The sequence below is a fragment of the Cellulosilyticum sp. genome, assembly GCF_982396655.1.
Genome location: NZ_CEVXFV010000001.1, coordinates 155,817 through 177,739 on the forward strand (window position 1 = coordinate 155,817; position 21,923 = coordinate 177,739).

A 21,923-nucleotide genomic window follows, 5' to 3' on the forward strand; every position below is an offset into this window, starting at 1 on the left:
GTGGTGGAATATTATGAAAAAGAAGTTTTTAGCAGTAGCACTTTGTAGTGCTTTATCTATGGGAGCGTTAGTTGGTTGTGGTAACGCTGGTAGTGGTGCAGGAAATGCAGAAGCTACAAATTCAAAATTTACACAAATTGATACAGACTTTAAAGTTGGTATGGTAACAGATGCTGGTACTATTGATGACCGTTCTTTCAACCAAGGTTCTTGGGAAGGGATTACAGGTACAGTAGCTAAAGATAACTGTAAATACCTTAAACCAGCTGGAACAACAGAAGGTGATTACTTAAAAGAAATCGCTAATCTCTATGATGGTGGTTACAAATTTATCGTGACACCAGGTTTCAAATTCGAAACAGCTATCTTCAAAGCACAAGATACTTATGCTGATGCTAAGTTTGTTCTTTTAGATGGTGCACCAAATGATGGCCAAGGTAACTATAAAGTTGGTGAAAATTCTGTAGCTATTTCTTTTGCTGAGCATGAATCAGGTTTCTTAGCAGGTATTGCTGCTGCTGTAGAAATGAAAGAATCTAACTTCGGTTTCATCGGTGGTATGGAAATTCCTGCAGTTCAAAGATTTAACTGGGGATTCCAACAAGGTGTTAACTATGCAAACGAAAACTTAGGTACAAACATTACACTAGATGAGGCAAACATTGTATACCAAGGCTCATTCGATGACAAAGCTGCTGGTCAACAAATTGCAGCTCAAATGTATGATAAAGGTGTAAATGTAATCTTCACAGCTGCTGGTGGTACTGGTTTCGGTGCAATCACAGAAGCTAAACAACGCGCAACAAATGGCGACACAAACGCTTGGGTTATTGGTGTAGACGTTGACCAATATAATGATGGTCTTTATGACGAAGCAAATAATAAATCTGTTATTCTTACGTCTGCTATGAAGTACATTGATCAAGCAACTCATGATATGATTGCTGCTGAAGCAAATGGTACTTTCCCAGGTGGCGAATCTTTAGTATTTGATGTTGCTAATGACGGTGTAGGTATTCCAGCTGAAAATCCTAACTTAAGTGAAGAAACTATCAACACTGTAAATGATGTATATAGCAAAATTAAATCTGGTGAAGTTACTGTTGCTGACAATAATGACAACGGTGCATTCATTAAATAATTAGTGCGTTATTTTATTAAACTTGTTTGTATTTTGAAATTTTTATAACGCATTTTAAAGAGATTCTTTAAAGTGCAACTTGTTTGAATAAAAAAAGGCGGATTATCCGTCTTTTTTTAATATATACCTTATAAATAACTTATAATGTTATATAATATAGTAAAGGAGGCGAAAATATGGATTATGTAGTAGAGATGTTAAATATTAGAAAAGAATTCCCTGGAATCGTGGCGAATGACAATATCACACTTCAGCTTAAACGCGGTGAAGTACATGCCCTCCTTGGAGAAAATGGTGCTGGTAAATCAACTCTTATGGGAATGCTTTTTGGTATGTATCAACCAACTAGTGGTATAATCAAAGTAAATGGCTCAGAGGTGAAAATTACAAATCCTAATGTAGCAAATGATTTAGGAATTGGGATGGTACATCAACACTTTAAGCTTGTACACAATTTTACAACTACAGAAAATATTATTTTAGGGATTGAACCTAAAAAAGGCTTAACTGTAGATATAAAATCCGCAGCCAAACGTGTAGAGGAGCTTTCTAAACGTTATGGTTTAAATATTGATCCATATGCAAAAATTGAAGATATTTCTGTAGGTATGCAACAACGTGTAGAAATTTTAAAAATGCTCTATCGTAATGCAGATATTCTTATTTTTGATGAACCTACAGCCGTACTTACCCCTCAAGAAATCTCAGATTTACTTGAGATTATGAGAAACCTTATTAAACAAGGTAAATCTATTATCTTAATCACGCATAAACTTAAAGAGATTAAGGCTATTGCAAACCGCTGTAGTGTTATCCGCCGTGGTAAATACATCGGTACAGTAGATGTAGCTGATACATCTGAAGCAGACATGGCGCAAATGATGGTTGGTCGCCCTGTTACTTTCAAAGTCCCTAAAAAACCAAGTAATCCTAAAGATGCTATTTTAAAAGTAGATCACTTATCTGCTTTAAATAATAAGAAGACACTTGGACTTAAAGACTTCTCCCTTGAAGTTAGAGCTGGTGAAATCGTTGGGATTGCTGGTGTAGAAGGTAATGGCCAAACAGAACTTGTAGAAGCTATTACAGGTCTTCGTAAAATTGAATCTGGTACTGTAAAAATTGGTGATACTGATATTACAAACTACTCAATTCGCAAGCGTACTTTAACTGGTATCGGACACATTCCTGAAGACCGCCATAAACACGGTCTTGTTCTTGACTATACAGTTGAAGATAATATGATTTTACAAGTTTATAATAAAGAGCCTTTTTCTAAAGGTGGTTTCCTCAATCGTAGAGCAATTCATGAATATGCTGAAAAAATCATCAAAGCTTTTGATGTACGTTCTGGTGAAGGTGGTGCTTCTATGGCCCGCTCTCTTTCAGGTGGTAACCAACAAAAAGCTGTTATCGGTCGTGAAATGGAACGTGAACCTCAATTACTTATTGCAGTTCAACCAACACGTGGTCTTGACGTAGGATCTATTGAATACATTCATAGAAGACTTATTGAACACCGTGATGCAGGACATGCTGTACTTCTTGTTTCTCTTGAACTTGATGAAGTAATGAATGTATCTGACCGTATTGCTGTTGTAAACAATGGTGAACTTATTGGCATTGTAAATGCTAGTGAAACGAATGAAAATGAAATTGGCCTTATGATGGCAGGTGTGAAAGGAGATTCTAACCATGAATAAAAAAGGGCTCATATCTATTATTGCTGTCTTTTTAGGCCTTATTGCCGGTGCTCTTTTAATGCTTGTAACAGGCCATAATCCAATTGAAGGATTTATCTACCTCGTACAAGGTGGTACACTTTCCCTAGAACGTATTGGGAATACAATTGCAACAGCCACACCTCTTATTTTAACTGGTCTTTCTGTTGCCTTTGCTTTTAGAACTGGTCTCTTCAACATTGGGACCCCTGGACAAATGTTATTTGGTGGTCTTTGTGCCACTGTTTTTGGTCTTACAGTAAACCTTCCTCGTCCAGCTATGCTTGTTCTTATGATTTTAATTGCTTTCATAGGTGGTGCACTTTGGGCATTCATTCCAGGTCTTTTAAAAGCAATCTTTAATGTACATGAAGTAGTTTCTTGTATTATGATGAACTGGATTGCTTACTGGATTGTTTACTATGTTATAAAAGATTATTTCCCTAATGGTACAGTTGCTACTGAATCACGTGCGATTTTAGATACTAATACACTTCGTGCACCTTGGATTTCAGGACTCTTTGGAAATTCTTATATTAACTTAGGTATTTTCGTAGCCATCATTGCTGTTATCGTTATTGCAATTATCTTAAATAAAACAAGCTTCGGTTACGAACTTAAAGCAGTAGGTTTCAACAAACATGCTGCACAATATGCTGGTATTTCAGTTAATAAAAGCATCATCATCTCTCTTATGATTGCTGGTGGTCTTGCTGGCCTTGCTGGTCTTACACAATATGCTGGTAATGCAACAAACATGCAAATCGGTGTTATGCCATCTCAAGGCTTCGATGGTATCGCAGTTTCATTATTAGGTAATAATACACCTATTGGGGCCCTTCTTTCAGCTTTATTCTTCGGTTTACTTTATGCAGGCCGTGGATTCATGAGCGTTATGACAGATGTCCCACCTGAAATTGCAGATACAATCATTGCAACAATTATTTATTTTGCAGCTACAAGTATCCTTGTAGAACGTTTCTTAAATAAAATTGCAGCTAAAAAGAAAGCTAAACAAGCTGCTAACGGTGAAAAAGTAGATCCTATTACACCAGTAGCACCAATTATTGATACAAATGTAAAAAATACAGAAGCACAAAATCAAGATAGTGTGGGACTTTTACCACCTCAAGATGCTTCAGATGATACGAAAGGAGATGAATAATCATGTGGGATATTATCCAGCAAATCTTCCCTTATGCGATTGCCTATACAATTCCACTTTTAATCGTTGCGCTTGGTGGCCTTTACTGTGAACGTAGTGGTATTGTTAATATCGGGCTTGAAGGTCTTATGATTATGGGTTCTTTTGCAAGTGGTATTACTATTTACTTCTTACAATTAAGCTTCCCTGGTCAAACATGGACAATCTTCGTTGGTTTACTTGTAGCCCTTATTGTGGGTGCATTATTCTCACTCCTTCATGCTTTTGCAAGTATTAACTTACAAGCAGATCAAACAATCAGTGGTACTGCTATCAATCTTATTGCTGTAGCACTTACAGTTTTCTTAGCAAGAAATATCACAGGTAGCGGTAATATCGTTCTTAGAACAACTCTTGCTAAAAAGAATATTGCTGTCCTTAAAGATATTCCAGTAATTGGACCATTATTCTTTACGAATACTTATTCAACAACTTGGATTGTACTTGCAATTCTCATTGTATTTACATTCCTTCTTTATAAAACTGCTTTTGGCCTACGTCTTCGTGCTTGTGGTGAACATCCTCATGCAGCTGATGCCGCTGGTATCAATGTAGGTCGTATGCGTTATATCGGTGTTCTTTTATCAGGAGCATTTGCAGGTCTTGGTGGCGGTATCTTCCTTGTTACTTTCTCTGGTGAATTTAACGGAAGTGTATCTGGTTTCGGATTCTTAGCCTTAGCTGCACTTATCTTTGGACAATGGAAACCACTTGGTATCCTTGGTTCAACATTATTCTTCGGATTTGCAAGTACAATTTCAAACGTTTCACAAGTTATTCCAGAGCTTGCAAAAATTCCACCTGTATACTTAAAAGTATTCCCTTATGTTGTAACACTTTTAGCGCTTGTTATTTTCTCTAAATCATCACAAGCACCAAAAGCTTCTGGGGAACCATTTGATCCAGGTAAAAGATAAAAAAATAGAGCTTACATATGTAAGCTCTATTTTTTTATCTTTGTTAAAATGGTAATTCATAAATACGTCTTTGAACATGAATATCTTCTTCTTGTAGATTGATTTTATATTTTACAGCTTGTTTAACTTTTTCATCATAAATAACCTTTATAAGTGGTTTACTCACATCTTCTATAAAGTTTCTTTCTACAATGCCTATTAATCCATTACTTAATAAGACTGTACTACCTACTGGATAAAATGCTAAAGTATCTTCTATTGCTCGCCTTACTTCTTTATTAATCTTCTCTCTACCAGCAATCATAAGCGCTTCATTTAAAGGCATTCCTTTACGATATGTACGATCTGAGATTAGTGCATGATACAAATCACATGCTGCTACTATTTTAGGTCCTATATGTAATTCTTCACCCTTTCCTAAAGGATATCCTGAACCATCTTCTCGTTCATGGTGACACAACACTGTAAGTTTTGTAACACTGCTTACAGATGTCATATCCTTTAACATTTCATATCCTAGTCTTGAATGTTCCTTAATAATTTCATATTCTTCTTGTGTTAAACGCCCTTCTTTATTAAGTACATCTTTAGGTATACTCATCTTTCCTAAATCATGCATAAGTCCACCCATAATAATTTGCTTACTTAATTCTTGCTCTAAGCCTAATTTTCTACATACAATTCCAGCTAAAATAGCTACAGCTACACAATGTTGATATGTATAATCATCATTTTTTTGTAAATCTTGAATCTCCCATATCAACGCCTTATCTTCCAATTCACTATATATCATATCACTAATATCTGAAATATTATCTACATTTATTTTAAACTTATCTCTTAGATTTTCAAATTCTACTGCTAAATCATGTTCAATCTTACGTCTGTTTTCTTCACTAATTAAAACAGTAGGTTCTATCCCTTCTGACCATTCATCCCTTATATAGATTTCATAAATATGACGCTCTAGGAGTTGTTTACGAAATACCTCACGAAATCGTGTATCTTTTCTTAATAATAAGCCACCTCCGTATCCTATCACGTCTTTTCCTATAATATCGCCAACTTGTAATTGGACTGTACGTACAAGGCGCATTTTTTCTTCCTCCTTTAAGCTTAACACTTAAGAGTATATCATAATATACAAATTCCTGTTGTCATTTCATTATAATAATCTACAATTTTTTTAGATTGCATAATTAAAGGGGATTTCAACAAACTAAGTAAGTAGTTTATGAAATCCCCTTGCTAAATATTAATGGTTAGTCTTACCCATTTTTTCTTTTACTTGTTTTGTGCACTTGCACTTGATTGCGGCCACCAAATTGTTTTCCTTGAGACTTTCCAGACTTACTTGATGGACCTTTCTTAAATTGAGCATTATGACCTGAGTCTTTTTGTTTTTTTACTTTACTCTCTTTAAATTTATGATTCTTCTTAAAGCCATCTTTTTGACCTTGCATACTACGTTTATAACGGTCTTCTTTTGGGCGAATTAAACATTTAGGGCCATAACCAATAAGGTCTTCACGGCCAGCTTGTACTAATGCATCATATACAATCTCATATTTCTTAGGATTACGATATTGTAGAAGGGCACGTTGCATTGCTTTTTCTTGCTTTGTCTTTGGTACATACACTGGTTCCATTGTTCTAGGATCTAACCCTGTATAGAACATAGCCGTTGATAATGTCCCTGGTGTAGGATAAAAATCTTGCACCTGTTCTGGTTGATAATGAATATCTCTTAAATATTCAGCAAGCATAATCGCATCCTTTAATGTACTTCCTGGATGGCTTGACATTAAGTATGGAATGATATACTGCTTTTTACCAAGCTGTTCATTGATTTTATAGAACTTATCACAGAATTCATCAAATGTCTTCCCTGATGGTTTTCCCATATATTTTAAAACATTAGGTGAAATGTGTTCTGGTGCAATTTTAAGCTGACCACTTACGTGATGTTCGATAAGCTCTTTAAAGAAGTCATCTTTATTCTTATCTGCCATTACATAATCATAACGAATCCCTGAACGAATAAAGGCTTTTTTTACACCAGGAATATTTCTAACTTTACGTAAAAGCTGTAAATATTCACTGTGATCCACATGCATTGCTTTACATGGACTTGGTGTTAAACATTCTTTATGCTTACATGCACCATGTTCAAATTGTTTCTTACATGCAGGACCTCTAAAGTTAGCGGTCGGCCCGCCTACGTCATGAATGTACCCTTTGAAGTCTGGCATATGTGTGATTTCTTCTGCTTCTTCTACAATAGATTCCTGACTTCTACTTGTTACAACTCTTCCTTGGTGCATTGTAATTGCACAGAAATTACAGTGTCCAAAGCATCCTCTTGAGCTTACTAAGCTAAATTTAACTTCTTCAATAGCTGGAATGCCACCTGCTTTTTCATAAATCGGATGGTAGTTTTTCATATATGGAAGCCCATATACCTCATCTAATTCTTCACGATTTAATGGCACCTCTGGTTTATTTTGAACCACATATTTACCATTATGTTCTTGAACAAGTGTCTCTCCTCTTGCATGATCCTGTTCATTTTCTTGAATCGCATAAGCTTGCGCATATTTTACTTTATCTTCACATACTTCTTTATAAGAAGGAAGGAGTCTATAATCATATACTTCTTCCAAGCTATCTGCCACATAACATGTTCCATCTAAATAACGAATGTATTTTGCATTTAAACCATCATTTAGGGCACTAGCTACATTAACAATTTGTTTTTCACCCATACCATAAATAAGAAGGTCCGCACCACTATCAATTAAAATTGATTTACGTACTTTATCTGACCAGTAATCATAATGTGCAAAACGACGTAAACTTGCTTCAATACCGCCAATAACAATATCTACATCTTTATAGGCTTCTCTAATTTTATTACAATATACAATTGTTGCACGGTCTGGACGATGTCCCATTTCTCCACCTGGAGAATACATATCTCTATCTCTAAGACGTTTACTTACTGTATAATGGTTAACCATAGGGTCCATATTTCCGCCATTTACGAGGAAGGCCAGCCTAGGACGCCCTAGTTTCATAAAGTCATCAGTTGTTTTCCAATTGGGTTGTGCAATAATCCCTACTTTATACCCTGCATGCTCAAGTACTCTAGAAATAATAGCTGTTCCGAAACTGTGGTGATCTACATACGCATCTGCTGTTACAAGTACGAAGTCACACTGTTCCCAACCTCTTTTTTCCATATCCTCTCTGCAAATAGGTAAAAAATCTTTTTCTATCATTAAGTCACCTGCTTGTCATCTTAATTTAACATTACGTTATCGATTATAACACTTTCTATACACTTTTTGATAGTATCTATTTAGTTTTTACAATAATTACTTTATTCTTACACATATTTTATATTTTTAATCACTTTTATATAGATTTTACATTTATAAATTTTAGTTATTCATAATCTTTAGCAATGTGAAAGCATTGGGAGAAAACAATTTACCTACATGTATATTTCAAGTTTTTAGTTGGATTCTTTATTTTTTCTCCTTCAAATTTTAAATCTATAGACTTTAACTATTCATACTGTTTATATCCTAAAAAAAGCCTGTCATAAAAATAAAATGCCTTTTACAAAGGATATTTTTTATTTTCATGACAGACTTCTCTATAATACTAGCTTCATGCCCTTTTCTCATTACGAAACATTCTTTAACCCAAATATGCCTTTTTGACACCTTCATTCTTCAAGAGTTCTTTTGCTTTACCTGTAAGTACAACCTTGCCAGTTTCTAAAACATATGCACGGTCTGCAATATTTAATGCTTTGCTTGCATTTTGTTCTACTAATAAAATTGTGGTGCCACTTTTATTAATAGCTTTTATAATCTGAAATACCTCATCTACTAATATAGGTGAAAGTCCCATTGATGGCTCATCTAGTAAAATCATTCTAGGTTTGCTCATAAGCGCCCTTGCAATGGCTAGCATCTGCTGCTCACCGCCACTCATTGTTCCTGCTAATTGTTTGCTTCTTTCCCTAAGGCGCGGAAAACGTTGAAACGCCATTTCAAATTCTGGCCTTAAATCTGCTGCATTATTTCTAATATATGCCCCCATCTCTAAATTCTCTTGTACACTCATCTTTGTAAAAACATGTCGTCCTTCTGGCACTTGTACAACGCCCTTTTCCACAATATAATGAGGGGTCCTGCCTGTTATATCTTCGCCATCTAATTTAATTGTACCACTCTTAGGTTTAATAAGTGCTGACAAGGTATGCATAATTGTTGTTTTTCCTGCACCATTGGCACCAATTAATGAAACAATTTCTCCACGTTCTACATTAAAGCTTACGCCTTTAATGGCATGGATGGCACCATAATAAACATCTAAATCATTTACCTCTAATATATAATCTGCCATTGTTTCATCTCCTAACTTCCTAAATAAGCCCCTATTACTTTAGGATTTGTCTTAATTTCATCTGGTGTTCCTCTTGCAATGACCTTGCCATAGTCAATTACAACAATACGCTGACAAATACCCATAACTAGCTTCATATCATGTTCAATAAGTAATATTGCTACTTTAAAATGTTCTTTTATAAAAGCTATTGTATTCATTAAATCATTGGTTTCTTGTGGATTCATCCCTGCTGCTGGTTCATCCAAAAGTAATACTTTAGGTTCTGTTGCTAAAGCTCTTGCGATTTCTAATTTTCTTTGCTGACCATAAGACAAATTTTTTGCACATTCATCTTCTAAATGTTCCATTTTAAAGAGCTTTAAAAGTTCTTTTGCCTTCTCATCTGTTTCTTTCTCTTCTTTCCAGTATTTAGTTCCTGGTAATCTAATAATGGCATGCGCTACGCTATATGTCATCTTATGATGAAATGCCATTTTTACATTATCAAGCACACTCAGTTCTTTAAAAAGACGTATATTCTGAAAGGTACGGGTAATCCCTTTTTCAACTAACTGATGTGGACTTTTCCCTACTACATTTTCGCCTTCTATTAAAATTTCTCCCTCTGTAGGTAAATACACACCAGTTAATAAATTAAAAATTGTCGTTTTACCAGCACCATTAGGTCCTATAAGCCCTACAAGTTCGCCATAATCTATTTGTATTTCTACGCCTTCCACAGCTTTTAATCCTTCAAAGGTAATCCCTAGATTCTTAGTTTCTAGCAACATGTGTCTCCACCTCCTCACATGCCTTATCTTCTTTTTTATGATGATATAGAGATTTAATCAATCCTGCTAAAGAAAATTCCTTACTTCCTAGTAAGCCTTTTGGTCTAAAAATCATCATGATAATTAGCAGCACTGAATAAATTACTAATCGCCACTCATCAATCACATGTAAAAAGTCATTTAATATGCCAAGTATGATTGCTGCGATAATCGTTCCTGTCAAACTTCCCATGCCGCCTAAAACAACTATAATAAATATTTCTACAGAATACATAAAGGTAAATTTCTTAGGATCAATCATCATCTGATAAAAAGCTAATGTTCCCCCTGCAATTCCTGCAAAAAAGGCGGATACTGTAAAGCCAAAAACCTTATACTTAGTGGTTGGTATTCCCACTGCTTCTGCTGCAATTTCATCTTCCCTAATTGCCAATATAGCCCTGCCGTGCCTTGAGCGAATTAGTAAAAATAAAATACTTACGACTACGACAACAATCCAAAACATCATATGTACATTAATGCTACCTGGGTATTTTCGAAAACCCTTTGCTCCCCCTGTAAAATCCAAATTATAAATCGCAATACGAATAATTTCTCCAAATCCCAGCGTAACAATACCTAAATAATCTCCTTTAAGCCTTAAGGCTGGTCCCCCAATGATAAATCCAAATAGCGCTGCAACTAGTCCGCCTATTATAAGGGCAATCATCATCCAAAGATTTGTCAGACTACCACCTGTCATCTCCATGCTTTTCATAAATCGCATAAATAGTGCACTACTATAAGCACCTATTGCCATAAATCCAGCATGCCCTAGTGCAAGCTGGCCCATGTAACCTGTCACTAGGTTCAAGCTGGATGCTGCAATAATGTTGATTCCTATTAAAACCACAACGCCTGCTACATAATCATTCATAAGCCCCATCCACAGGCTTAATTCTAATATGCCAAATAAACATATAATCCCTAAAAAGGTGATCCCATATTCCTGCCACTTTTTCATCCCCGTCACCTACACTTTCTCTTTAACTGCTTTACCCAGTATACCTGCTGGTTTTAACAGTAAAATCACAATCAGCATTGCAAAAGAAATAGCATTTGCCCAGCTAGATGAAATCCATGCCTTTGCAATATTTTCTATAAGTCCTAATGCAAAGCCTCCCAGCATAGCACCTGGAAGTATACCTATACCGCCAAGTACTGCTGCTACGAAAGCTTTCAGTCCTGGCATCATTCCCATATAAGGTTCTGCTTGATAATAAGAAATGCTATAAAGTACACCGCCCAGGCCAGCTAATGCTGAGCCTATAGCAAAAGTAATGGAGATTGTTTTATCTACATTAACCCCCATAAGTTGTGCCGCTTCTAAGTCTTCTGAAACTGCACGCATAGCCTTGCCGGTCTTTGTTTTCTTTACCATCCATTGCAAAAAAATCATACAGATTAAGCTTAAGGTAACTGTTAATATCATGACATAAGAAATACTAACACTTCCTATTGTGATGGTATGATTCAAAAATTCAGGTGTAGGCATTTTCCTTGGTTCTGCTCCAAAGATGACACGGAAGATATTTTCAAGAAACATACTTACTCCTAAAGCTGTAATTAAAACAGAAATTTTAGGTGCTTTTCTTAGTGGCTTATAAGCCACACGGTCAATTATAATACCGGATACACCACATACTACCATAGCAACGACAATCGTTACACTAAAGGGTAAATCCCATACTGTATAACTTAAAAGACCAAAGTAAGCCCCCATCATCAGTACATCCCCATGAGCGAAATTAATCAGCTGGACAATACCGTAGACCATTGTATAACCTAATGCTATAAGTGCATAAATACTCCCTGCATTAACGCCATTGATAATTTGTTCCATCATATGTGTCATGCCATCACCCCCATCCAATCATTCTTTCTCTATGGCTGTACTTTTGTTTCAAATACTAATTTGCCATCTTTAATCGTAAGTATTGTAACTGCTTTTTGAGGATCACCATTTTCATCAAAAGTTACATGCCCTGCTACGCAGTCCATATCGGTTCCACTTAATGCTTTCACAATTGCCTCACCATCTGTGCTATCTGCTTCATCAATGGCATGACACATAATTTTAGTGGCATCATAGCCAAGTGCCCCTAGTGCATTAGGTGTATTTCCTTCATAAGTATCTTGATAACTTGTTACAAATTTCTGTACAATCTCATCCGTATCATCTGCTGCATAGTGGTTTGTGAAATAATAGCCCTCTGTCACACTGCCATAATCCTTTTGTACATCATCCCAGCCATCTGCACCAAGCATCGTTACCTCTAAACCAACTTGTTTTACTTGTTCGGCAATAAGGCCTACTGTATTATAGTAGTCTGGTACATATAAGACATCTGGGCTATTTGCTTTCATGTTCGTCAATACTGCTTTAAAGTCCTTCTCATCTTCTGTATAGGCCTCATAATCAGTAATGATACCACCTGCTGCTTCAAAATTCTCTTTAAACGCTTCTGCTAACCCTGTAGAATAATCATCTCCTGAATTGTATAAAATAGCAGCCGTCTGTGCTTTCAGATTCTCTGTAGCAAACTTACTCATAATACCCCCTTGATAAGGATCTGTGAAACAAGCCCTAAACATATAGTCACTATCTAAGGTCACATCCACATTAGTTGCTGTTGGCGTAATAACTGGAATACCTTTCTCCTCAGCTAAAGGTGCTACAGCAAGAGCAGTAGATGAAATAACAGGTCCCACAACTGCTACAACTTTATCATTGTCAACAAGACGTTTAAATAAGTTGATACTTTCTGTGGCATCTCCTTTGTTATCATAGGCAATGAGTTCTACTTGTTTGCCATTAATACCACCTGCGGCATTAACTTCATCAATGGCAAGCTTCGCTGCATTTTCAACATTAATGCCATATTGCGCAACCTTACCTGTTTTAGGTGTCAAAAGTCCAATCTTAATTGTATCACTGTTATTATCAGTAGAAGTTACTTCCCTCGTTCCACAACCTACAACACTCATACTCATCATAAATCCCAATACAATAGCTACCATATTTTTCATCTTCATACAAACCCCTCCTTTGTTAACTACCTTTTTAACTTTCCTAATCTGCAAAAAAAGGGCATGAACGATTATCGTTCATGCCCCTTTGCATCTTAGGTACATTTTAACATTATTTACAAAATTGTCAATGCAATTTATTTTAAGATATCCATTCCTAATTTAGCAAAGCTTTGAAGCACTAAGAATGCTTTAATATCCATCTTACTATCACTTTCTAAAAGTGCCTGTGCTTCTTGTTTTGTAAGTAATAAAGCCTCAATATCTTCATCGTCTTCTAAACCATCTTTAGAAATAGTGCCTGTACACGTACAGTAAACAAGTGCACCTGATTCCTCTGTCATACCGGCTGAGAAGTATGCTTTTTGATTGCTTTTGTTCTCATAGATTTGTACTAAATCTAATCCAGTTTCTTCTTTAAGTTCCCTCTTTGCGGCAACGTCAATGCCTTCCTCACCATCAATAAGCCCTGCTGGTAATTCATAAACATAATCATTAAGTGGGACACGGAATTGTTTAATTACTACAAGTTTTTCTTCTGCTTCATGTAATGCTACTAGCACAACAGCATCTACCTTTTCATCTTTTTGATTAAAATATTGGCCACTTAATGTTGCTTCATCTTTACGTGATGCAATAATCCAGGTCTTATCTTGACCTAACTTATTTTTATAAGCTGCTTTATAAAGATTTAAAAATTTTGTTGCCTTTAATAACTCTAAAGTTTTAATTCTACCTTTTCCCATTATTTTTCCTTCCTATTCTACAGTTGCAATGACGTCCTCATAAGTTTCAACGCCTAATTCATCTCTCCATTTATTTAACTGATCCGTAATTAATTTATTTTGTTTTTCTTTTAAAAGTGCTGCTGATGCTTCTTCTTTAACATCCTCAAACGCCTTTACAACATCTTCTTTTTGAATGCCTTCCACTTTAATAAGATGCCAACCGAATTGTGTTTTAACTGGATCTGATACTTCGCCTTCACCTAGTTTTTTAGCTGCTGCCATAAAGTCTGCATCATAATTCTGACTGCTATATGGAATGAAACCTAATGAACCACCTGTTGACTTTGTGCCATCTGTACCATATTTAGCCGCAAGGTCTGCAAAGCTTGTTCCTGCATCATATTCAGCTTTTACTTTCTTTGCTTCTTCTTCTGTCGCTACTAAGATATGTGAAATTGTAGCACCAGCTTTATCTGTATAAGTATCCACATTATCAAGATAATACTGTTTAGCTTCATCATCTGTTACAGTTGCATCTTTACCTAAGTAGATATTCATATTTTGTGCGATTAGAGATGTTTTTATTTCTTCTTTTAGATCTTCTTCTGTCATTTGACTTTCTTCTAAAGCTGCTTTAAACTCTTCTTCTGTTCCATAATTTGCTTTTTGCTGTTCAAAAGCTTTCTGTACCTCATCATCACTAGGAACTTGTCCTACTTCATCCGCCTTAATTGCTGCAATCTTCATATTCACTAAGTTTTCAACGAGATAATTTTTAAGTTCTTTAATATATTCTTTTCCATTATCAGTTGTTAAGAAATCTTCACCATAACTCATCATTAAATACATCTTTTGATAATTTAGTTGTACTTCTAAATCACTTTTTAAGATTTCTTGATCTCCAACTTTTGCAATAGGTACGTCTTCACCTGTTGTATCAGCTGCCGCTTCTTTAGAATCTTCTGTTGTAGCGGTTTCAGTTGCTGTACCTTCCGTTGTAGTATTTTCTGCCACGGTATCAGTAGCCTTTCCATTACATGCTACCATACTTGCACTTAATAAACAAACTAATCCACATACTGTTATTTTTTTTACTAAACTCATTTTTTCAGCCCCTCTTTAAGATCAATTATGTACTTAATTATTTTACTCACATTTTAACATGAATTTTACTTAATAGCCATATCTGTAGGCGCAATTGCTATAATATTAAGACTTATGTTGTAATTATCTATATTTTAACATCTGAATAAGTAGAATATATAAACAAAAGGCTAACCATTGTATTTAATATGGCTAGCCTCTTATCATATTATTTTTCCGTAATAGGATGTAAATTTTTAAGTGAAAAATCTAAAATAGGTGCTGAATGTGTTAAAGCGCCACATGAAACATAGTCTACGCCAATTTCACCTATTGCTTTTAAGCGTTCTTTATTAACATTTCCTGAACACTCCGTTTCTGCTCTGCCATCTATAAGCTTCACTGCTTCTGACATCATTTCAAGATTCATATTATCTAACATAATAATATCAGCTTTGGCATCTATGGCTTCTAACACTTGCTCTAAAGTTTCTACTTCTACCTCTACTTTTCTCACAAATGGTGCATATTCCCTGCAAAGCCTTACAGCTTCTTTAATGCTTCCTGCTGCTCCAATATGATTGTCTTTAATTAAAATGCCATCGGTTAAATTATATCGGTGATTTGTCCCACCACCTACTTTAACCGCATATTTTTCAAATAAACGCATACCAGGTGTTGTTTTTCTCGTATCTAAAAGCTTTGTCTTTGACCCTTCTAATTCTTTCACTAAATTATTCGTAAAGCTTGCAATACCACTCATGCGCTGTAAATAATTAAGGGCCGTACGTTCACCTGTTAAAAGGACACGAATATCCCCTTTAAGGGTGGCTATCTGATCGCCGCATTTTACTTTATCCCCATCTTGATATGTACTTGTAATTTCCACATCCCCTAACAGTTCAAAAGTACGCTTAAATACACCAAACCCCGCAAGGATACCATCTTCCTTGCAAATGAGCTGTGCTTGCCCTAACTGAGGTTTTCTCATAATAGCCTGTGTTGTAACATCTTCACTTGTTACATCTTCCTTAATTGCTAAAAGTATATGCTCATCCACATTTATATTCTTCATGACACCATCTAGCATAAAAATCTTCATCCTCTCTTTTAATTGTCTCAAGTAGTAAGTGTTTATGTTCTTCTTCTACTATGTCTACATCTAAAACTTCTTTATATTCAATCCTTTCTTCAGTTACAACTTGCTTTAATTTATTTTGACGTACAATTTCTTCTGCAGCTCTTTTTGCAAATACAAGGCCTTCTAACAAAGAATTACTGGCTAGACGATTAGCACCGTGTACACCGGTGCAGCTCGTTTCACCAACTGCATATAAATTATTTAAAGAAGTATGTCCATTTAAGTCTACAGCAATGCCACCCATAAAGTAGTGCTGTGCTGGTGTAACAGGTACAAGGTCTTTGGCAAGGTCATAACCTTCCTCTTCACACGCCTGACTAATATTAGGAAATCTTTGTTTGATATATTCACCATCTAAATGCTTAAGGCTCAAATACACATGATCAGTGCCTTCTCTTTGCATCTCTTGGCTAATGATTCCTGTCACCACATCACGAGGTAAAAGTTCATCTACAAAACGTTCTCCTTTGTCATTCACTAAATATGCGCCTTCTCCTCTTACAGCTTCTGAAATTAAAAAACGTCTACCATCCTTTTGACTATACAATGTCGTTGGATGAATTTGAATATAGTGAATATCTTTCACATCTATATTATTTTTAATTGCAATAGCTACGCCATCACCTGTAATATGTCTAAAGTTGGTACTATGTGTAAATAGCCCACCAATACCGCCTGTAGCCAATACGACATGTTCCGCTTTAATAACCTTTTGCATGCCTTCATGGTTAACAACAACGCCCTTTACCTTCTTACTATCTTTTACAATATCTAAAAGTGTACAAAATGGCACTAGTTCTACATTTTTCTTTTCAAGTACTGCGGCTAGGAGCTTGCTTGTAATTTCTTTACCTGTAATATCCTTATGATGTAAAATACGATTTGTACTATGCGCAGCTTCTTTCGTATAAACAAGCTTGCCATCTTCCTCATCAAAGTCTACATGATAATGAATCAGTTCATTAATAACTTCTCTAGATGAACTAATCATTGTTTCAACTGCCTTCCTGTCATTCTCAAAGCGTCCTGCACGCATTGTATCTGCTACATAACTTTCAAAATCATCTTGATCCTTTAAAACGCAGATTCCTCCTTGTGCTAAAAAAGAATTGCTTTGATCTAAATCATCTTTAGTAACCATTAAAACATTACATGTTTCAGGTAAATGTAGGGCACAAAAAAGACCTGCAACACCTGTTCCTACAATTACAACATCATATTGTGTTTTCATATCATTTCGCCAATGCATGCATATTTTCTAATGCACCTTTTGCCCTTTCTATTATATTTTGTTCAAGTTCGATAGGATTATGTTCTGTCTCTAATGCCTTATAAACATCGTTGAGGCAAATACGCTTCATATTAGGACAGAATTGTCTATGTCCTACAGAATAAAACTTTTTATTTGGATTTTGTTTTTTAAGCTCATATAAAATGCCCATTTCAGTACAAATGATAAATTCTGTTTTTTCACTTTGAGATGCATATTTTAGAATTCCTGATGTACTGCCCACATAATTACCCATTTCCACAATTTCTGTTTTACATTCTGGATGAACTAAAATCTCAGCTTCTGGCCTTATCGCTTTTGCCTTTTCTAGTGCTTCTTTTGTAATACTTGTATGTACATGACAAAAACCATCATTAAAGATAAAGTTTTTCTCTGGTAGTTTTCCTGCTATATAACGTCCTAAATGTTCGTCAGGTACAAAGAATATGTTTTTCTGAGGCATTTTCCTTACAATATCATATGCATTAGCTGAGGTTACAACTACATCTGATTCTGCTTTAATCTCGGTAGTAGAGTTAATATAACATACAACAGCTAAGTCCTCATACTGATTTCTAACCTCTTTAATTCTTTCTACTTCTATCATATGCGCCATTGGACAATCCGCTAACTCTTCTGCCATAATAACCGTTTTTTCTGGATTTAAGATTTTGGCACTCTCACCCATAAAACGTACACCGCAAAATATAATTAGTTTTTCAGGACGACTCATGCATACTTTACTTAAGTAATAAGAATCACCTACATAATCAGCTATTTCTTGTATATCATCATCCACATAATAATGTGCTACAATTAGCGCTTGTTTTTGCTCTTTGAGTCCTTTAATCTGTTTAATCAGTTGTTCCTTTTCCATATTCCTGCCTCACTTTTTCTAGTTTCCTTTTTCTTATAAATTAATATAGCACTTTCAACTTAATTAATCAATACATGTGTAAAGACACATGTTAACAAAAATTATTCACTAAATGAGTCATTACATAGCACAACTTCTAAAAATATCTGTCTTTTTCCTATAAAAATAAGGAGCTATTATCAACACGAAAATGTTGATAATAGCTCCTTATTTTTATAGCTTTATTTATCTAAAATATTAAACAGCTTTTTGTCTTTGAACTTTTAATTTTTCTTCTACAAGTGCAATAAGTTTTGCTGCATCTTCTGGGCGATTTACTACATCGAACTGGTCCATATCAATTACAAGTACATCACTGGCTTTATAATGTTCCATTACCCATTCATCATAACCTGACCATAGTTTATGGTAGTAAGCTTCTAAATGTTCATCTAATTCATAGCTTCTACCTCTTTTCATAATACGACTTAGTACTGTATCAAATGAACCTCTTAAATAAATCATTAAATCTGGTGCCTTTTTAGGAAGTTCTTCAAGCTCTTCCATCATATTATTTAAAAGTCCGTCATATACCTGAAACTCAAGGTCTGAAATACGCCCTAAATCATTATTTACTTTTGCAAAGTACCAGTCCTCGTAAATACTACGATCAAGTACATTATTGTCATCTCTAAAAGCACGTTTAATACATTTAAAACGTGAATCTAAAAAGTGTAGTTGTAATAAAAATGGATAGCGATACTTTTCAATTTCTTCATCTGTTGCTGTATAAAATAATGGGAGTATAGGATTGTCATCGACACTCTCATAAAACACTTCTGAATTAAAGTGTCTCCCTAATATTTCTGCCACACTAGTTTTTCCTAATCCAATCATGCCTCCAACAACTAGCAACATCCTTCACCTGTCCTTCCAATTAAAGTTAATTCTTGTCTTTCTACAAAGTCAGCTTATTCAATAATACGTGTTTACTTAACGCTTGTCAACATAACTTCTCCCTTTTTTACTTTTAGTTATTTTCTATTCATTTTTCTTTTATTCTAAACACTTTAAGCATTTATAGAGAAAACAACTATACCTTAAAATGTACATGTACGTAAATTGGTTTCTCTCAATGATTTCACATAACTCAAAACTATAATAACTAAATTTTATAAATGTGAAATCTATAGTGGCCTATTTAAAATAAAAAGCATTAACAACTGCCCATAGCAAGTTTGTTAATGCTTTTTATTTTAAAGTTTTCTTATTAATATGTATAAAGTAGATTAATATTGTTAGCTTCTAGTACTGTTTCACGACTAAATACTTTTTCATCATATGTAAAGTCATAGTAGTTCATTCCTGCACTCGATGTCATTTGTGCTACAATGTGTGGCATTTCATTGTGATCATAATCTGTATATACACTGTAGTGTACTTGTCCATTTTGAATATATGTGCGTTCGACTAAAGGATAAATCGCATCTTCTACACGTGCGACAAGTGACCATTCTTGGCCATCATCTAACATAATCTCACCATTTGCATCAATCTCTGCAGAGACATATAGCTCAATAGCAATATTTTCATCTTGTAAGGCTAATGTATAACTGCTACATAAGTTTAAACCTTGGAGATAATTTGCATCTTCTACCTTATTAATAATTTCTTTTGTCTCATCTATTTGAATTGGTGGTTCTTCTTTTGAAACCTCTTGTGGTTCTTCTGATGCCTCTGGCGTTACCTGAGGCGTTTCACTGCCTTCTGTAATATTTGTATCTACTTTAGCAGATGTTTTTAAATCTTCATTGCCACATCCTGATGCAAATACTAGCATAGATGCTCCTAACATCAGCATCGCCATCCATTTTTTCATTTGCTTACTCCTCCTAAAAGATAGATTCTTGTATTAAAGATAACCATACTTATGGTCTGCCCTTTGATATTACCACTATTTAGGAAAAGTTGCAAATAACATCATAGAAGAGTACTTACACCTCATGTAAATACTCTTCTAACTCAGTTAAGGTCATACATCTTATTGTATACTTTATTTTGTTCTTCCTCATTATAATTAATGGAATATCTATTGCTTTACATGCTTCTACATAAGAAGGTAAACTTTCACTCTCTTGCACTATAGCCGTAGAAATATGATGTCTTTCAAAAGTCTCTTGCAGATTTAATACATCTTGTATACTTATTTCTTCATAAATGCACTTCTTTAGATTCAAACAGGCTAACTCCTTTTTAGCTTTACGGTTTAGGTCTATGAAAATAGGAATACCATCCGCTTTTAATAAATCCACTGCCTCTTCTATCTCTGTAATAACTTTTACTTTTTCATCAGTGATTTGATCTATATATGCTGCTTCCTCATAACGTATATAAACAATATGGTTTGCCTCACATTGCTGCATAAGTTGCCTTGTTATGGTATTGCCATAACTATGATCAATCACCAATTGGATTTTTTCCTTTTTGATGAATGCACTTATTTCTTCTTCATCAAGTGGGCGACTTAATGCCTTTGATGTATAACTTAAAGGCATATCTCGTTTATAATCTGTAATTGTTGTCAGCTTATAATCCTTCTGTAATTGTTTAAGATGCTGGCATATTTGATAGCTTTTAGGCCCACCACCTACTACCCAAATCATACTTTACCTTCTTTCATTTAAAAGATATTCATGATACATCCCATAATAGCACCAAGAAGTGCACCTAGCCATATGATTGCCTTTAACTCTTTATTCATAATCTCTAAAATAAGACGTTCAAGTTCTAATGGGTCAAATTCAGTAATACGTTCTTCTACAACTTTAGCAATATTAATTGTCTCAAGTACATCTCCTAATTTCTTACGTACAATATATTCATAAGACTTAAGCACAATGCTCTTAATGAGCTCACCATAAATAGCAGCTTTGCTCACTACGTCACCTACTGTGCTTTGTAAAAGGGCTTCTGTCTTATTTTCTACACCGCGGCGAATCATTGCCTCACTTTCCTCCGCAACCATCTCGTCAATAACAGGTGCAAGCTTTGCGCCAAGGCTTTCTAACATGCTACTATTTAAAAATAATGCTAAGGGTCCTAATGAACCAAATTTACCTTCTTTAAAAGCTTCAAGTGCCTTATCCACTACAACTTGTCCAAGTCCCATTTGTGTAACTTCATCATAAATGGCTTCTGTAATCATCTCTTCAGCTTCTGTTTTAAAGTAAATCGTACGTTCTTTCGTTACTAAACGGTTTGCTAAAGACTCGAAAGTCTCTGTATTATGTGCATTATACTTCATAAACTCATCTATTTTACTTTCAATGCCCTTGTAAATTTCTTCTTTTAAAAGTACCTTTGCAAACACTTCTTTATTTAAAAGTTCTTTACTAATTACATTTCCTACACTTCTTGCAATACGTGTTTTTTCTTTAGGAATAAGACCTGGTGTAAAAGGTAACTGCTTTCCAAATACATATACTGGCTTTAGCGGTCTAAATAACATTTTAATGGCTATACCATTTGTAATATACCCTATAACACCGCCTAATAAAGGTGCTATCAATAAATTCCAACTCATAATATTTCTCCATTTCTA

Annotated in this window: 20 protein-coding genes; 4 read left to right on the forward strand and 16 right to left on the reverse strand. The window is 34.9% G+C overall.

Translation table 11 applies throughout. The features are described from left to right. The first annotated feature begins 13 nt into the window (after window positions 1-13). The 4 genes from AC1VAQ_RS00665 (at window position 14) to AC1VAQ_RS00680 (ending at window position 4,983) form a co-directional block, all read left to right on the forward strand. A complete protein-coding gene (locus tag AC1VAQ_RS00665; RefSeq protein WP_302597742.1) occupies window positions 14-1,141 on the forward strand; it encodes a BMP family lipoprotein in 1,128 nt (375 codons plus the stop codon). A gap of 176 nt (window positions 1,142-1,317) precedes the next feature. Further along, a complete protein-coding gene (locus tag AC1VAQ_RS00670) occupies window positions 1,318-2,844 on the forward strand; it encodes an ABC transporter ATP-binding protein (protein WP_479903374.1) in 1,527 nt (508 codons plus the stop codon). Then, on the forward strand, window positions 2,837-4,027 hold the full coding sequence (locus AC1VAQ_RS00675) for an ABC transporter permease (RefSeq protein ID WP_302597739.1): 1,191 nt from the start codon (window positions 2,837-2,839) through the stop codon (window positions 4,025-4,027). Before AC1VAQ_RS00670 ends, AC1VAQ_RS00675 begins: the two co-directional genes overlap by 8 nt. Before the next feature lie 2 nt (window positions 4,028-4,029). Further along, entirely contained in the window at window positions 4,030-4,983 is a 954-nt protein-coding gene (locus AC1VAQ_RS00680) for an ABC transporter permease (protein WP_302597738.1), read from the forward strand. Window positions 4,984-5,026: 43 nt separating this feature from the next. On the opposite strand, the gene AC1VAQ_RS00685 is transcribed toward AC1VAQ_RS00680, so the two are convergent. The 16 genes from AC1VAQ_RS00685 to AC1VAQ_RS00760 all read right to left on the reverse strand — a co-directional run bounded on the left by AC1VAQ_RS00685 (window position 5,027) and on the right by AC1VAQ_RS00760 (window position 21,905). Further along, window positions 5,027-6,079, reverse strand: coding sequence for an HD-GYP domain-containing protein (locus AC1VAQ_RS00685; protein ID WP_303243854.1), 1,053 nt, complete (start codon window positions 6,077-6,079; stop codon window positions 5,027-5,029). Window positions 6,080-6,251: 172 nt separating this feature from the next. Further along, window positions 6,252-8,261: a YgiQ family radical SAM protein gene (locus AC1VAQ_RS00690; protein ID WP_334306954.1), complete on the reverse strand. Its 2,010-nt coding sequence runs from the start codon at window positions 8,259-8,261 to the stop codon at window positions 6,252-6,254. A gap of 427 nt (window positions 8,262-8,688) precedes the next feature. Then, window positions 8,689-9,402 carry an ABC transporter ATP-binding protein gene (locus AC1VAQ_RS00695; RefSeq protein ID WP_302597732.1) on the reverse strand — a complete coding sequence of 238 codons (714 nt, stop codon included), beginning with the start codon at window positions 9,400-9,402 and terminating at the stop codon, window positions 8,689-8,691. An 11-nt stretch (window positions 9,403-9,413) separates the two neighbouring features. Next, on the reverse strand, window positions 9,414-10,175 hold the full coding sequence (locus AC1VAQ_RS00700; RefSeq protein ID WP_302597730.1) for an ABC transporter ATP-binding protein: 762 nt from the start codon (window positions 10,173-10,175) through the stop codon (window positions 9,414-9,416). Next, window positions 10,159-11,178: a branched-chain amino acid ABC transporter permease gene (locus AC1VAQ_RS00705; RefSeq protein WP_302597729.1), complete on the reverse strand. Its 1,020-nt coding sequence runs from the start codon at window positions 11,176-11,178 to the stop codon at window positions 10,159-10,161. The genes AC1VAQ_RS00700 and AC1VAQ_RS00705 overlap by 17 nt, the downstream gene beginning before the upstream one ends. 9 nt (window positions 11,179-11,187) lie before the next feature. Further along, window positions 11,188-12,069, reverse strand: a complete 882-nt coding sequence (locus AC1VAQ_RS00710) for a branched-chain amino acid ABC transporter permease (protein ID WP_302597728.1) — start codon at window positions 12,067-12,069, stop codon at window positions 11,188-11,190. Between the two features lie 29 nt (window positions 12,070-12,098). After that, window positions 12,099-13,250, reverse strand: coding sequence for an ABC transporter substrate-binding protein (locus AC1VAQ_RS00715; protein WP_302597726.1), 1,152 nt, complete (start codon window positions 13,248-13,250; stop codon window positions 12,099-12,101). 131 nt (window positions 13,251-13,381) lie between these two features. After that, the gene (locus AC1VAQ_RS00720; protein WP_302597723.1) at window positions 13,382-13,990 is read right to left on the reverse strand and encodes an NUDIX hydrolase; all 609 of its coding nucleotides are present in this window, start codon (window positions 13,988-13,990) and stop codon (window positions 13,382-13,384) included. Between the two features lie 12 nt (window positions 13,991-14,002). Beyond that, a complete protein-coding gene (locus AC1VAQ_RS00725) occupies window positions 14,003-15,076 on the reverse strand; it encodes a peptidyl-prolyl cis-trans isomerase (protein WP_302597722.1) in 1,074 nt (357 codons plus the stop codon). Between the two features lie 208 nt (window positions 15,077-15,284). Further along, on the reverse strand, window positions 15,285-16,145 hold the full coding sequence (gene nadC / locus AC1VAQ_RS00730; protein WP_302597720.1) for a carboxylating nicotinate-nucleotide diphosphorylase: 861 nt from the start codon (window positions 16,143-16,145) through the stop codon (window positions 15,285-15,287). After that, window positions 16,108-17,427 carry an L-aspartate oxidase gene (locus AC1VAQ_RS00735; RefSeq protein ID WP_302597718.1) on the reverse strand — a complete coding sequence of 440 codons (1,320 nt, stop codon included), beginning with the start codon at window positions 17,425-17,427 and terminating at the stop codon, window positions 16,108-16,110. The genes nadC and AC1VAQ_RS00735 overlap by 38 nt, the downstream gene beginning before the upstream one ends. Before the next feature lies 1 nt (window position 17,428). Further along, on the reverse strand, window positions 17,429-18,343 hold the full coding sequence (gene nadA / locus AC1VAQ_RS00740; protein ID WP_479903375.1) for a quinolinate synthase NadA: 915 nt from the start codon (window positions 18,341-18,343) through the stop codon (window positions 17,429-17,431). 237 nt (window positions 18,344-18,580) lie between these two features. Further along, window positions 18,581-19,240, reverse strand: a complete 660-nt coding sequence (locus AC1VAQ_RS00745) for a deoxynucleoside kinase (RefSeq protein WP_479903376.1) — start codon at window positions 19,238-19,240, stop codon at window positions 18,581-18,583. 352 nt (window positions 19,241-19,592) lie between these two features. After that, window positions 19,593-20,201, reverse strand: coding sequence for a hypothetical protein (locus tag AC1VAQ_RS00750; RefSeq protein ID WP_302597714.1), 609 nt, complete (start codon window positions 20,199-20,201; stop codon window positions 19,593-19,595). Window positions 20,202-20,316: 115 nt separating this feature from the next. Then, window positions 20,317-20,985 (reverse strand): precorrin-6A/cobalt-precorrin-6A reductase, encoded by a 669-nt coding sequence (locus AC1VAQ_RS00755; protein ID WP_302597713.1) that lies wholly within the window; start codon window positions 20,983-20,985, stop codon window positions 20,317-20,319. 17 nt (window positions 20,986-21,002) lie between these two features. Further along, the gene (locus AC1VAQ_RS00760) at window positions 21,003-21,905 is read right to left on the reverse strand and encodes a DUF445 domain-containing protein (RefSeq protein WP_302597712.1); all 903 of its coding nucleotides are present in this window, start codon (window positions 21,903-21,905) and stop codon (window positions 21,003-21,005) included. Window positions 21,906-21,923 lie beyond the last annotated feature (18 nt).

Bases quoted from the DNA above. Each gene is read 5' to 3' on its own strand.
- AC1VAQ_RS00695 (WP_302597732.1), bottom strand. From the start codon at position 9,402: ATGGCAGATTATATATTAGAGGTAAATGATTTAGATGTTTATTATGGT.
- AC1VAQ_RS00710 (WP_302597728.1), bottom strand. From the start codon at position 12,069: ATGACACATATGATGGAACAAATTATCAATGGCGTTAATGCAGGGAGT.
- nadA (WP_479903375.1), bottom strand. From the start codon at position 18,343: ATGGAAAAGGAACAACTGATTAAACAGATTAAAGGACTCAAAGAGCAA.
- AC1VAQ_RS00725 (WP_302597722.1), bottom strand. From the start codon at position 15,076: ATGAGTTTAGTAAAAAAAATAACAGTATGTGGATTAGTTTGTTTATTA.
- AC1VAQ_RS00735 (WP_302597718.1), bottom strand. From the start codon at position 17,427: ATGAAAACACAATATGATGTTGTAATTGTAGGAACAGGTGTTGCAGGT.
- AC1VAQ_RS00665 (WP_302597742.1), top strand. From the start codon at position 14: ATGAAAAAGAAGTTTTTAGCAGTAGCACTTTGTAGTGCTTTATCTATG.
- AC1VAQ_RS00705 (WP_302597729.1), bottom strand. From the start codon at position 11,178: ATGAAAAAGTGGCAGGAATATGGGATCACCTTTTTAGGGATTATATGT.
- AC1VAQ_RS00675 (WP_302597739.1), top strand. From the start codon at position 2,837: ATGAATAAAAAAGGGCTCATATCTATTATTGCTGTCTTTTTAGGCCTT.
- AC1VAQ_RS00755 (WP_302597713.1), bottom strand. From the start codon at position 20,985: ATGATTTGGGTAGTAGGTGGTGGGCCTAAAAGCTATCAAATATGCCAG.
- AC1VAQ_RS00670 (WP_479903374.1), top strand. From the start codon at position 1,318: ATGGATTATGTAGTAGAGATGTTAAATATTAGAAAAGAATTCCCTGGA.
- AC1VAQ_RS00715 (WP_302597726.1), bottom strand. From the start codon at position 13,250: ATGAAGATGAAAAATATGGTAGCTATTGTATTGGGATTTATGATGAGT.
- AC1VAQ_RS00745 (WP_479903376.1), bottom strand. From the start codon at position 19,240: ATGTTGCTAGTTGTTGGAGGCATGATTGGATTAGGAAAAACTAGTGTG.
- AC1VAQ_RS00685 (WP_303243854.1), bottom strand. From the start codon at position 6,079: ATGCGCCTTGTACGTACAGTCCAATTACAAGTTGGCGATATTATAGGA.
- AC1VAQ_RS00720 (WP_302597723.1), bottom strand. From the start codon at position 13,990: ATGGGAAAAGGTAGAATTAAAACTTTAGAGTTATTAAAGGCAACAAAA.
- AC1VAQ_RS00760 (WP_302597712.1), bottom strand. From the start codon at position 21,905: ATGAGTTGGAATTTATTGATAGCACCTTTATTAGGCGGTGTTATAGGG.
- AC1VAQ_RS00750 (WP_302597714.1), bottom strand. From the start codon at position 20,201: ATGAAAAAATGGATGGCGATGCTGATGTTAGGAGCATCTATGCTAGTA.
- AC1VAQ_RS00680 (WP_302597738.1), top strand. From the start codon at position 4,030: ATGTGGGATATTATCCAGCAAATCTTCCCTTATGCGATTGCCTATACA.
- nadC (WP_302597720.1), bottom strand. From the start codon at position 16,145: ATGCTAGATGGTGTCATGAAGAATATAAATGTGGATGAGCATATACTT.
- AC1VAQ_RS00700 (WP_302597730.1), bottom strand. From the start codon at position 10,175: ATGTTGCTAGAAACTAAGAATCTAGGGATTACCTTTGAAGGATTAAAA.